The organism is Cronobacter sp. EKM101R (assembly GCF_963888145.1).
Lineage (GTDB): Bacteria > Pseudomonadota > Gammaproteobacteria > Enterobacterales > Enterobacteriaceae > Cronobacter > Cronobacter turicensis.
Window position 1 is genome coordinate 168,572 of the sequence record NZ_CAWPHW010000062.1, and the last position, 12,993, is coordinate 181,564.

Genomic DNA, 12,993 nt, shown 5'->3' on the forward strand with positions numbered 1-12,993 from the left:
CGCAAGGCGAGGAATTATTCGATGCCTTTGCTGCGCAGATAATCTTCGTAACCGCCGGAGAAATCCACCACGCGCTCCGGAGTGATTTCAATCACGCGGGTCGCGAGAGAACTGACGAACTCACGGTCGTGGGAGACGAAAATCAGCGTGCCCTGGTACATCTCCAGCGCGGCGTTCAGCGATTCGATCGATTCCATATCCAGGTGGTTGGTAGGTTCGTCCATCACCAGAACGTTCGGTTTTTCCATCATCAGCTTGCCGAACAGCATGCGGCCCTTTTCACCACCGGACAGCACTTTGGCAGGCTTTTTAATATCGTCCTGGCTGAACAGCAGACGTCCGAGAATGCTGCGAACCGCCTGCTCGTCGTCGCCTTCCTGTTTCCACTGGCTCATCCATTCGAACACGGTCAGATCGTTGGCGAATTCATATTCGTGATCCTGCGCGTAGTAGCCAATCTGCGCATTCTCAGACCATTTCACGGTGCCGTGGTCCGGTTGCAGTTCGCCGACCAGCGTTTTCAGCATGGTGGATTTACCCACGCCGTTGGCGCCCAGAATCGCCAGCTTCTCGCCCACTTCCAGCAACAGGCTGACGTTTTTAAACAGCGGGCCGTTATCGAAGCCTTTTGTCATTGCCTCCACTTCCAGCGCGTTGCGGAACAGCTTTTTATCCTGCTCGAAGCGGATAAATGGGTTCTGACGGCTGGAGGCTTTCACCTCTTCCAGTTTAATTTTATCGATCTGGCGGGCGCGGGAGGTCGCCTGACGGGATTTCGAGGCGTTGGCGCTAAAGCGGCTGACGAAGGATTGCAGGTCGGCAATCTGGGCCTTTTTCTTGGCGTTGTCCGCCAGCAGACGTTCGCGCGCCTGGGTGGCGGCGGTCATGTACTCGTCGTAGTTGCCCGGATAGACGCGCAGCTCGCCGTAGTCGAGATCGGCCATGTGGGTGCAGACCATGTTCAGGAAGTGACGGTCATGCGAGATGATGATCATGGTGCTGTCGCGATCGTTGAGCGTCTGTTCCAGCCAGCGAATGGTATCGATGTCCAGGTTGTTCGTCGGTTCATCGAGCAGCAGGATGTCCGGGTTCGAGAACAGCGCCTGCGCCAGCAGGACACGCAGCTTCCAGCCAGGAGCGACTTCGCTCATCGGGCCGTAGTGCTGCTCCAGCGGAATGCCGACGCCCAGCAGCAGCTCACCGGCGCGGGACTCTGCGCTGTAGCCGTCCATTTCGCCATATTTCACTTCGAGATCGGCCACTTTATAGCCGTCTTCTTCGCTCATCTCCGGCAGCGCGTAGATACGATCGCGTTCCTGCTTCACTTCCCACAGCTCGCCGTGGCCCATGATCACGGTGTCCAGCACGGTGTATTGTTCAAACGCGAACTGATCCTGGCGCAGCTTACCGATGCGTTCGTTAGGGTCGAGCGAGACGTTGCCCGCGCTCGGCTGTAAATCGCCGCCGAGGATCTTCATGAAAGTGGACTTGCCGCTCCCGTTGGCGCCAATCAGACCGTAACGGTTGCCGCCGCCAAACTTGACGGAAATGTTTTCAAACAGCGGCTTACTGCCGAACTGCATGGTGACGTTGCTGGTAACTAACACGCGTAATTCCTGGGTAAGATGTGTGATAAACAACGCATTATGCCATAACTCCGAATTTATTTCCCCCGTCAATGGGCTGACTACACTGACTCAGGAATGGGAAAAAAATGTGAATAAGCACACATCTCAATTCCCTGCCACGGAGAATGCACATATAATGCGCTCCCTGTATTCTTTCGTTCACTCTAACGGCCGGTCCGGCAACGATATTTGCATAACATGAAGATGAAATTACGCACGCTTTTAGTGGCAGCCTTCGCAGTCGTCGGGTTTTGTAACTCCGCCTCTGCGGTGACTTATCCTCTGCCGACCGACGGTAGCCGTCTGGTGGGTGAAAACCAGGTGGTGACGATCCCTGACGGCAATAATCTGCCGCTGGAAGATTTCGCCGCACAGTATCAAATGGGGCTTTCCAACATGCTGGAAGCCAACCCGGGCGTCGACCCGTATCTGCCGAAAGGCGGCACCATTCTGAACATTCCTCAGCAGTTGATCCTGCCGGATACGCCGCATGAAGGCATTGTGATTAACAGCGCCGAAATGCGTCTGTATTACTACCCGCAAGGCACCAACACGGTTATCGTGCTGCCGATCGGTATCGGCCAGCTCGGTAAAGACACCCCGATCAACTGGGTGACGAAAGTCGAGCGCAAGCGCGCGAACCCGACCTGGACGCCGACCGCCAAGATGCACGCGGAATACGCGGCCGCAGGCGAACCGCTGCCGCCGGTCGTACCGGCTGGCCCGGATAACCCGATGGGCCTCTACGCGCTCTATATCGGCCGCCTGTACGCTATTCACGGCACCAACGCCAACTTCGGTATCGGCCTGCGCGTCAGCCACGGCTGCGTGCGTCTGCGTAACGAAGACATTAAATTCCTGTTCGAGAACGTGCCGGTCGGTACCCGCGTGCAGTTTGTCAACGAGCCGGTGAAAGCGACCACCGAGCCGGATGGCAGCCGCTACATCGAGGTGCATAACCCGCTCTCCACCAGCGAAGATCAGATCAACAACAACGAACTGGTGCCGATTACGCTCACCAAAGCGGTGACTACTGTCACCAGCCAGAGCGATGTCGATCAGAACGTCGTTGAGCAGGCGGTGCAGAACCGTTCCGGTATGCCGGTCCGTCTGAATTAATCTGCCGCAAGGCGATAAAAAAACCCCGCAGGCAGCGATGTCCGCGGGGTTTTTTATGCGCGCTGCCGCGCCTAGCCGTGATTCACCATGATGATGCCGCCGTGATCGTAGCGGTAATGGCAGCGGGCGTATTCGAGCGGCGTACCGTCATCCAGGTAAACCACCTGCTCCACTTCCAGCACCGGGTCGGTGATGTCGCACTGTAAATAACGCTTATCCTCCTCCCCAGGCTTAAGCGCGCGCACCACGCGCCAGGAGCCCATCAGTTTCAACCCCAGCGTCTCCTGCACGTAGCCGAATACCGAGCTTTCGAGATGCGATTTGTTAAGCCCCGGCACCAGATTTACCGGCATCAGCGTGAACTCCAGCGACACCGGCTCGTTATTAACCAGACGCAGGCGCACGAAGTCATACACCGGCGCGCTGGCGTCAATGAGCAGCGACGCCTGCTCTTTTTCATCGGGGAAACGCAGCTCGAATTTAATGATTTCGCTGGTGACCGTACCCAGCCCCTGCCACGTGCGGGTGGCGCCGAAATAGTCGCTGCCGGGGCGATCCCAGCGGGATATCTGCTGGAAATTTTTCCGCACGAAGGTGCCAAGCCCTTTGCGGGTATACACCAGCCCCTCGACAATCAGCTGGCGCATCGCCTGCTGGATGGTCATCCGGCTGGTATTGAACTCTTCCGCGAGCGCAAACTGATCCGGCAGCGGCTCGCTCGCAGGATATTGCTGGCTGACGATCCGTTTTTTGATTTCCCGCGCAATTGCGATGTACTTCGCCGCCATCTGCCGCTTCCGTTATGAGTGGGGGGAGGAGTCTGCTATCTCGTTGTTTTTCATGGCTACCCGCTCAGCTATCCTGAGAAAAGGCAGGTAGAAGAATACACCAAAGACAATGATGATCAACTGAACCACCACCGCACGCCAGTCGCCTGCGGTGGCAAGCCAGGCGCTCAGCACCGGCGGCGTCGTCCAGGGGATCATCACCACGCAGCGCGACATCAGCCCCAGCGACGTACAACACCAGGCGAAAAAAATACCGATGGCAGGCAGCAACACGAACGGGATCATCAGCGGCAGGTTAAATACAATCGGCAGGCCGAAAATCACCGGCTCATTGATGTTAAACAGCCCTGGCGAAATCGCGAGCCGGGCGACCTGTTTCGACGATTTTTGCCGCGCGAAGATGAAAATCGCGATAAGCAGCGACAGCGTACTGCCGGTGCCGCCAATCATGCCGAAGGTGGGCACGAAAATATTATTGATGATATGCGGGATAGGCTGCCCGTTGGCGAACGCCAGCATATTCTCATTGGTGTTGATCAGTAAAAACGGCTCCAGCACCACGCTGTTGACCACCGACTGATGAATGCCGAGCGTGAACAGGAAATTCCCGAAGCTGTAGATAAAAAGCGTGCCCGGCAGGCTGGTATTAATAAGCCGCAGCGGCTGCTGGATCAGCGTGGTGATGAGATGAATCAAATCAGTATGCAGCACGCCCGACAGCAGCGCGGCGACAATGGCGAAACCAGAGAGCGTGAGAATCGTTGGAATCAAGGCGGAAAACGACTGGCCTACCGCAGGCGGCACATTCTCGCCAAGCGAAATATCCAGCGCGCGGATGGACGAGATGCGGATAAACACCTCGGTGGCGATAAGCCCGATCAACACGCCCGCGAAAATCCCGGTCGAGCCGATATTGGCGAAGGCCAACAGCTGCGTCACGCTGACCGCATGTTGCTCGCCTTCCGGCACCACGTTAAGGCGCAGCGGCATCATGATGATAAAACTGCACAGCGCGATAACCACGGCGGAAACCGGATTGCCAAAGTTGCGGTTGCGCGCCAGCGCCCAGGCGATCATCGGGGCAATCAACAGCGCGGCGATGTTCAGCGTACCGTTAATAATGGCCTCCCCCCAGATCTTAAAGCGCGCCAGCGTCTCGCCCTCCAGCACCCAAGGAAACACCACGTTATTGATGAGTACCGCCAGCCCGGCCAGGATAAAGACCGGCATCACCATCGCGAACGCGTCGCGAAGCGAGCGCAGATGCACCTGCCCCGCCAGACGCGCGGAGTAATCGACAAATTTCTCAACAAATGCCTGCATTTTCGGCGTTATGGTTGTTTGCGTCATCATTCAGCCTCTTCTCGTCGCCCGCCCCGCTCGCGCTACAGCGTTTCGCCGTTGCTGGCGATCGCCTGCTTCAGCCAGCCGTAGCTCTTTTTGGGAACACGTTTAAGATCTTTCAGGTCATGGTTTTCACGATTGACGTAAACCACGCCGTAGCGCTTACGCATATCGCCCTGCGAACTGAGAATGTCGATAAGCCCCCAGCCGAGATAGCCCATCACCTGCGCGCCGTCCTCCGTTATCGCCGCTTTCATCGCGTTGATATGATCCCGGTGATACGCGATGCGGTAGTCGTCCTCGATTGGGTGAACGCCATCCCACTGCTCAATGACGCCGATGCCGTTTTCAATGGGAAAGACCGGCAGCCGCCAGTCGTTGTAATAGCGGGTAATCAGGGTGCGAAAACCGAGTGGATCGATCTGCCAGTTCCATTCGGTGGCCTTCAGCCACGGGTTGGGTTTATCGCCATACCGCAGCCAGTCGTTCAACGGCGCGTCATCAGGAATGGCGTCGCTGTCGAGCGTTTTGCTGGCATAGTAGCTAAAGGCCATAAAGTCGTTTTTCATCTGTGCGAGTTGCGCCAGATCGCCTGCCCGGAAGATATCGTCGAACCCTTCGCGCGCCACTACCGCCATTACCGACGGGCTGTAGCCCTGGCCTGCGAAAGCGCGCAGCAGATTCTGGTTCAGGAATTCGTCATACTGCTGAGCGCAAAAAATATCGCGCGGCTTGCAGGTGGCAGGATAGATAAGCTGATGCGCCAGCATGCCGCCCATCAGCGCGCCGGGGCATTGCTGATGCAGGTAGTGCGTCAACTTACAATGCGCCATCATCACGTGATGCTGGATTTGATACAGCTCGCGCAGCGTTTTATCGCCCTTTAGATAGCCGCTCACCCGGAACGCTTCCGGCATGTGATAGATGTTTTGCTCGTTAAACGTCAGCCAGTATTTCACCCGATCGCCAAAACAGTCGATCATCTTCTGCCCGTAGCGTACAAAGGCGTCCATCACGCGCCGGTCCGTAAAGCCGTTATATTTCTGCGCCAGCGCCAGCGGCATATCGAAGTGATACAGACAAATCATCGGCGCGATGCCGCGCGCGAGAAGGCCGTCGATAAAACGTTCATAAAAGGCGATCCCTTGCGGGTTAAACTCCCCGTCGCCCTCCGGGCAGACGCGGCTCCAGGCTATCTGGAAGCGGTAGCAGTTCATGCCCAGATCGGCCATCAGGTCGAAATCTTCTTCATAACGGTGATAGCTGTCAGTCGCCACTTTCCAGTCAGAGGCAAATTCGCTCGCCTCGCGTATGTCATACACCGACGGGCCTTTGCCGTCTTCATTCCAGGCGCCTTCCGTCTGCATGCTGGAAACCGAATTGCCCCACAGAAAACCGTCCGGCAGCGTGTGAGTCATCATTTTTCTCCTGTCGCTTTCATGTAAAGTCATAGTTTGAATATGACTAGTCATATAGCTAACCGCCGTTCGGTGCCAACGCGCAGGTGATTAATTTGCGAACAATCTCGTAAAAAAAAGCCATCGGGAAAGGCGATGAAAAAAAATGTGCGTCAGCGCACGGCAGAAAAAAGCGGTGAGTTTTCACTCACCGCTTTGCGCAGGAGAAACAGGGAAAATCGCATGTTCAGCCGCGCGGCGCGGGGCCGAAGACGTCGTAATCAGGCAGGCGAACGTTCTGATACGGCTCCCAGCCGCCGCCGAGCGCTTTGTAGAGCGCGACGAGATCCAGGCTGCTCTGCACCCGCGCCTGCGCGCGCTGCTGCTCAGCCTGCGCCAGCTGGCGCTGGGCGTCGAGGACCTCAATGAACGTGGCGATACCTTTGCGATAGCTGTCGCTCGCCAGATCGAACGAGGTTTGCAGCGCGTCCAGCGTTTTCTCAAGCCCCGCCTCGCGCTGCTGGTCGGTGCGGTAGCTGACCAGCGCATTTTCCACGTCGCTTAACGCCGTCAGCACCGTCTGGCGATACTGTAAGGCCGCTGCCCCCTGTTCCGCGCGGGTCAGTTTCACGCTGGAGACCAGCCGCCCGCCCTGGAAAATGGGAATCGACACTTGCGGGCCGAAGCTGTAAAAGTGGCTGCTCCAGTCGGTCAGGTAGTTGGTTTCACTGTTACGCATCCCAAACTGGCCGGAGAGCGACAGGCTCGGAAAGAGCTGCGCCACCGACACGCCGATTTGGGCGGTCGCGGCATGGAGCCGCGCCTCGGCTTCACGCACATCCGGGCGACGGCGCGCCAGCGTCGACGGAATGCCTACCGGCACGATTTCCGGCAACGCCGGCAGTGGTTGCGCGGCCTGCAATTCGGCGTCGAGCGCGCCCGGCGGCTTGCCAAGCAGCACCGCCAGCCCGTTCATCGCCTGACGCTCCTGGGCCTGATACTGCGGCAGCTGCGCCTGGAGCGTGCCGAGCTGGGCGCGGGCGTTTTCCACATCCAGCTGCGGCGACAACCCGCTTTGCTGGCGGCTTTCGGTCAGCTCCAGCGTCTGCTGCGCCGAGGCAATCTGCTGATTCATGGTGGCGAGAATGCTCTGCGCGCCGCGCAGTTGCAGCCAGGCGCGCGCCACTTCGGCTTCAAGCGAGACCAGCGCATCGTTGCGCTGCTCAATCGCCGCCTTCTGCTGCGCGTCTGCGGCCTCTACCTGGCGGCGCACTTTGCCCCACAGGTCAATCTCCCACTGCGCGTCAAAGCTGCCCTGGTACAGATTAATGGGCTGCGTCAGCGGCCCGAGCGCCGAACTGATTTGCGGATCGACATCATTAAGCTGCCCATAGACATCATGCGATTTCAGCTCGCCTTCCAGCCCAAGCTGCTGGCGCGTAGCGCGCAGGTTGCCGTTGACCGCCGGGAAAAACGCGCCGCCCGCCTGGTTTATCTGCTCGCGGGCGCCCGCGATACGCAGCACGGTTTGCTGCAGCGATAAGTTACCGGCGATGGCGCGTTCAATCAGGCTGTCGAGCTGCGGCGATTTAAAGGTGCGCCACCAGCGCGGCTCCGGCGCGGTGCTGCGCGCCTTAGATGCCACATCCGGCGCGTTCTGCCGGGCCGTTTCGCCAAAGGCGCCCGGCGTGACGGGCGAAGGCGGCTGATAATCGGGGCCGACCGCGCAGCCGGCCAGCAGCAGCGCGAGCGCCGTCAGTGAAAAGGGGAAGGTCACTCTCCCGGACATATTAATGTGCTCCTGCGGAGCCTTCGCTCTTAATGGGCGAAAGCAATAAACAAAACGGAATCAACAGGATCGCCACCACGCTCAGCATCGTGAACACGTCGACATACGCGAGGATGCGCGACTGGGCAATCATGGTTTTATAAAGCTGCCCGGTGGCGATGCTGGTCGGGTCGCCAAGCTGCGCGGTGAAATTGCGCACCGCCTCGGCGCCACTGCGTATCGCCTGCTGGAACTGTTCGTCGAAGGGCGTCATGTGCGTACTCAGATGGGCGCTCTGCACCTGCGCGCGCTCGGTAATCGCGGCGGTGGAGAGCGAAATCCCTATCGAGCCCGCAACGTTGCGGAACATCGTAAACAGCGCCGCCGCATCGGCGTTCAGCCGCTGCGGAATGGTGATAAACGCAATCGTGGTAAGCGGCACAAATAAGAAGCCAAGCCCGACAGACTGCGCGCTGCGCATCAGCACCAGCGTTTCGAAATCGACGTTCGGCACCAGATTGCGCGACCAGAAAAACGACACGCCAAGGCACAGGAAGCCGAACGCGATTATCCAGCGGGTCTGCACCAGCGGCATCAGTTTCAGCACAATCGGAATGGTAAAGACGATGAGCACCGCGCCGGGCGAGAGTATCAGCCCCGACCAGGTGGCGGTATAACCGAGATCCTGCTGCGCGAGCTGAGGGATAACCACCGAGCTGCCGTAGAGGATCAATGCCATGCCCGCCATCAGCACGCTGGAAACGGCGAAGTTTTTATCCCGCACGCAGTGCAGATCCACCACCGGACGGCGGGTATAGATGAGCCAGTAAATCGCGCCGACAATCCCGATGAGCGTCAGCACCGCGAAGGTACGGATAAAATCGGACGCAAACCAGTCTTCGTCTTCACCGCGATCGAGCATCACCTGAAGGCAACCGAGACCCAGCGCAATCAGCCCGATGCCCGTCCAGTCCACCGGAATTTTCTCTTCGGACTTTTTCTCCCACGGCGGATCTTCCAGCAGCTGATACACCGCCAGCACGCAGACGATGCCGACAGGAATATTGATAAAAAAGACCCAGCGCCAGGAGTAGTTATCGGTTATCCAGCCGCCGAGCGTCGGGCCAAGCACCGGGGCGACGATAATCGCAATCGAGGAGAGCCCAAACGCCTTGCCGCGATCTTCCGGCTTAAAGTAATCCAGCAGCACCGACTGCTGGGTCGGCTGGAGGCCGCCGCCGAAAAAGCCCTGCAAAATACGAAACAGAATAATTTGCCAGAGCTCGGTGGCGATGCCGCACAGGAACGAGCAGACGGTAAACATCACGATGCAAATCAGGAAAAACTGTTTGCGCCCGAACAGTCGGCTGAAGAACGCCGACAGCGGCAGCACGATGCCGTTCGCCACCAGATACGAGGTCAGGACCCACGTGGATTCGGAATAGCTCGATGACAGCGACCCGGCGATGTGGGGCAGCGCCACGTTGACGATGGTGGTGTCGAGGATCTCCATGAACACCGCGATCGTCACCACTATCGCGACGGACCAGGGGTTGCTGGCCGGGCGCCAGCCGCTGTGGGCCTGCTCGCTCATTCCACCGTCACCTCAGGCTCGACGGACAGCCCCAGCGGCAGCGGCTGATTCCAGTGCTCAAGCCCTTTGTCGATAACGATTTTCACCGGCACGCGCTGGACAATCTTCACAAAGTTGCCGGTGGCGTTTTCCGCCGGGAACGCCGAGAAGCGGGAGCCGCTGCCCTGCTGAATGCTCTCAACATGACCCTGGAGTTCGAGATCGGGAAACGCGTCCACCGAGATTTCAACTTTATCGCCAGGGCGCATCCGCTCAAGCTGCGACTCTTTAAAGTTCGCCACCACCCAGATCTCAGGCGATACGATCGAAAAGAGCGCGCTGCCTGCCTGCACCAGCGTACCGTTCTGCACGTTACGCTTAGTGACGTAGCCATCGAACGGCGCGCGCACTTCGGTATAAGAGAGATTCAGCTCGGCCGTTTGCAGCTGCGCGCGGGCCTGCGCCACCTGGCTCTGGCGGGCTTCCACGTTGGTTTCCTGCTGACGGATTTGCAGTTGCACCTGTTCGGCGACGTCCAGTTGCGCCTGCGCGTTGGCAAGCCCCGCTTCGGCGCTGCGCAATTGCGCGCTGGCGGCGTCAATGTTTTGTTTTGAGGTGGCGCGAGGGTCAACGCCGCGCTGGCGCTGATATTCGGCGCGGGCGTTGGCAAGCTCCGCCTGCGCGCGCAGCACCTGCGCTTTGGCCTGATCACGCTGGGCCGGATACTGCACTTTGGCGAGCGCCAGTTGCGCCTGCGCCTGGTGCAGTTGCGACTCGGCAAGCGACAGCTGCGCCTGGGCCTGATCGCGCTGCGCGGTGGCGTCGCGCGGGTCGATGACGACCAGCAGATCGCCTTTTTTCACCCGCTGGTTATCTTTGACGCGCAGCTCAGTGACATAACCCGCCACTTTCGGGGCGACGGTCACGGCGTCGCCATCGATAAAGGCGTCGTCGGTGGTTTCAAGGTTGCGGGTCATAAACCACCAGATGATGGCCCCGATACCCATAATGATGACAACAATGCCGAGGATAATCAGCGGCTTTTTGCCGGGGCGTTTGCGGGTTTCTCCCTCGCCTTTCCCGCTGCCCTTGCCGTTATCCTCGTTTTTGCTGTTATCGTCTTGTGGGTCCTGACGTTTCTCTTCGTCAGCGTTGTTATTGTGATTTTCCGCCATAGTTCAGCAACAGTCCTGTAAGTTAACACCATCACAAAATACCGTTTACTAAACTTAGGAGCAGTCTATACATTTGCTAGGAAAAACTGACAAATTAGCATTATCTGAGAAAGAGCCCCCAGAGCAGCGCATAACCCACCAGCGCCGACCAGACGAGCAGCGGCAGCGAGTAGAGATGAAAGCGCCACCAGATGCGGCGGTCGGCCGCCATACGCAGCGCAATCAGGTTCGCCAGCGAGCCGGGCAGCAGCCCAAACCCGCCGATATTGACCGCCCAGGCGAGCAGCGTCGTCGGCGGCACATAATTGAGCAGCAAAATGGTGGACGGCACGTTGCTGATAAATTGCGACAGGCCGATGCCCAGCGCGTACAGCCCCACAGGTGGCAGCTGCGAAACATGATGCAGGCTGGCGGTTAGCGCAGGCAGCTTAGTCAGCAGATGCACATCGATAAACATCGCCACGAAGACCAGCAGCAGGCTCCAGTCAATGCTGATAAGCACCCGGCGCGCCACCAGCAGGAACCCGGCCGCCACCAGCGCCAGCCCCCACAGCGCGACATTCAGCTCCAGCGCGGTTAAGAACACGACATAGAACGCAAGGCAGCTCCAGACCAGACGCGGCTGCCAGTCGTGCTGTTTATCGTGCGACTGATAATGCAGCGCCTTCGCCGGGAAGCAAAACCAGCAGAGCAGCAGCAGGCTTAGCATCAGCGCCAGCGCGAGCGGCGCCATATGCAGAATAAACGTCCCGAACGCGAGGCCGGAGCGGCCCCACAGCAGAATATTTTGCGGGTTGCCGATGGGCGTCAGCAGCGAACCGGCATTCACCGCCAGCGCTTCAAAAATAATGAGGCGATTAACCGGGATGGCGCACAGTTTTTTCAGCGTCAGCGTCAGCGGCACCACGATAAACAGCGCCACGTCGTTGGTTAAAAAGGTGGAAAGGAGCGCGGCCGCGCAGACCAGAAAGAGCGCCAGGCTGCGTTCCGTCGAAAAGCGCCGCACCAGACGGCGGCCCAGGACGTCAAAATAGCCGCTGAGCTCAACGCCTTTGGTCAACATCATCAGCCCGGCAAGGGTAATGATGGTGCGCCAGTCCACCGCGTGCGGCCACTCCCGCGGCGCGAAAGGCACAAAAAAGCACAGTATCGCGCCGGTTATCAGTAAAAGCTGGAAAAACCTGTCGTGCAGAAAAGGACGCGCGAGGCGACGTAACATGATTATTCGAATCCGTTTTGCTGACTGAAACGGCGAAAGACCTCAAGCGTCTCTTCGCTGACATGGTGTTCCATCCCTTCGGCGTCGCGGCGCGCGGTATCCGGATTCACGCCCAGCGCCAGCAGGAAATTTTCAACGATCTGATGCCGCTCGCGGCTCTGCTGCGCCAGCGTTTCGCCTTCCGGCGTCAGAAACACGCCGCGCCACGGGATCTGCTCAATCAGCCCCACCGACGCGAGACGCTTAAGCATTTTCGCAACGGTCGGCTGTGATACGCCAAGACGCGCCGCCATATCGACCTGTCGCGCTTCGCCCACCTCCCGAATGAGATCGGAAATCAGCTCGACGTAATCGTCGATAAGCTCGCGGCGGTGGGCTTCACGCACCTGGCGAAACCCCTCAACATGTTCCTCGACATTGACCAGCTGCGTCACTTTCATGCTGCTCTGCTTACCTGCCCGACGGCTCATTAATGCTTCCTCATTACAGTGGCGCGATACGGTTAACGCTGTTTGCGGGCCATTGTAAACCACAGCTGTGCCAGTACAAAAAATTAACGCGTTAGCCATAGCTATATAACATAGCCTGTGCTATATCTGTATGTAATGCGAACAGTCGAGAGGTTTTCAGGCTGTGAGACGCGGAGGTGTTTATGAACGAATTTGTGAGGTGTCTGGCCGTGTTTACTCACTCCCCTTTTCAGGTGCGGCTGCGGCTGCTGAATATGCTGTGCGATATGTTTAATCCGAAACCCCAGCCGGAGCAGGACGATAACGGGCAAAAATAAGTTGCCTCTTCCCCCCGGCGTTTGCCATTTTTTCTTCATCTTTCTGCGTTATCCTGAGCCCTGGCGCTCCTCACGTTGGCTTTAATCTCCTCTTTTGGCGAAATTTGCAGCCTTTCTCGCAAACTAGTTGGTTTCACCCCGTTGCTATTCTTGCCGTGCGGCTCTATCTTCTTGCAGCCCTGCTCTTACGACGAT

At 58.3% G+C, this 12,993-nt stretch carries 11 protein-coding genes; 2 read left to right on the plus strand and 9 right to left on the minus strand.

Features of this window, described 5'->3' with window-relative positions:
* Positions 1-14 precede the first annotated feature (14 nt).
* Positions 15-1,607, minus strand: a complete 1,593-nt coding sequence (locus AACV31_RS21130) for an ABC-F family ATPase (RefSeq protein ID WP_041923371.1) — start codon at positions 1,605-1,607, stop codon at positions 15-17.
* A 219-nt stretch (positions 1,608-1,826) separates the two neighbouring features.
* Here AACV31_RS21130 and ldtB point away from each other — a divergent pair, with 219 nt between their 5' ends.
* Complete coding sequence (gene ldtB / locus AACV31_RS21135) at positions 1,827-2,747, plus strand: L,D-transpeptidase (protein WP_075199554.1); 921 nt, start codon at positions 1,827-1,829, stop codon at positions 2,745-2,747.
* A gap of 71 nt (positions 2,748-2,818) precedes the next feature.
* Here the strand turns inward: ldtB and AACV31_RS21140 are convergent, their stop codons facing one another.
* The 8 genes from AACV31_RS21140 to mntR form a co-directional block, all read right to left on the minus strand.
* Positions 2,819-3,535, minus strand: a complete 717-nt coding sequence (locus tag AACV31_RS21140; protein ID WP_146377038.1) for a GntR family transcriptional regulator — start codon at positions 3,533-3,535, stop codon at positions 2,819-2,821.
* 12 nt (positions 3,536-3,547) lie between these two features.
* Positions 3,548-4,885, minus strand: coding sequence for a PTS sugar transporter subunit IIC (locus AACV31_RS21145; RefSeq protein WP_165153603.1), 1,338 nt, complete (start codon positions 4,883-4,885; stop codon positions 3,548-3,550).
* Positions 4,886-4,920: 35 nt separating this feature from the next.
* Positions 4,921-6,297, minus strand: coding sequence for a glycoside hydrolase family 1 protein (locus AACV31_RS21150; RefSeq protein WP_165153601.1), 1,377 nt, complete (start codon positions 6,295-6,297; stop codon positions 4,921-4,923).
* A gap of 226 nt (positions 6,298-6,523) precedes the next feature.
* A complete protein-coding gene (locus AACV31_RS21155; RefSeq protein ID WP_165153445.1) occupies positions 6,524-8,065 on the minus strand; it encodes an efflux transporter outer membrane subunit in 1,542 nt (513 codons plus the stop codon).
* Position 8,066: 1 nt separating this feature from the next.
* Positions 8,067-9,638, minus strand: coding sequence for a DHA2 family efflux MFS transporter permease subunit (locus AACV31_RS21160; protein ID WP_165153444.1), 1,572 nt, complete (start codon positions 9,636-9,638; stop codon positions 8,067-8,069).
* A complete protein-coding gene (locus AACV31_RS21165) occupies positions 9,635-10,792 on the minus strand; it encodes an HlyD family secretion protein (protein WP_165153443.1) in 1,158 nt (385 codons plus the stop codon). The genes AACV31_RS21160 and AACV31_RS21165 overlap by 4 nt, the downstream gene beginning before the upstream one ends.
* Before the next feature lie 100 nt (positions 10,793-10,892).
* Positions 10,893-12,011, minus strand: coding sequence for an anion transporter (locus AACV31_RS21170; protein WP_165153442.1), 1,119 nt, complete (start codon positions 12,009-12,011; stop codon positions 10,893-10,895).
* A 2-nt stretch (positions 12,012-12,013) separates the two neighbouring features.
* The gene (mntR, locus tag AACV31_RS21175) at positions 12,014-12,481 is read right to left on the minus strand and encodes a manganese-binding transcriptional regulator MntR (protein WP_004388452.1); all 468 of its coding nucleotides are present in this window, start codon (positions 12,479-12,481) and stop codon (positions 12,014-12,016) included.
* Between the two features lie 182 nt (positions 12,482-12,663).
* On the opposite strand from mntR, the gene mntS reads away from it, so the two are divergent.
* Positions 12,664-12,798: a manganase accumulation protein MntS gene (gene mntS / locus AACV31_RS21180; RefSeq protein ID WP_165153441.1), complete on the plus strand. Its 135-nt coding sequence runs from the start codon at positions 12,664-12,666 to the stop codon at positions 12,796-12,798.
* Positions 12,799-12,993 lie beyond the last annotated feature (195 nt).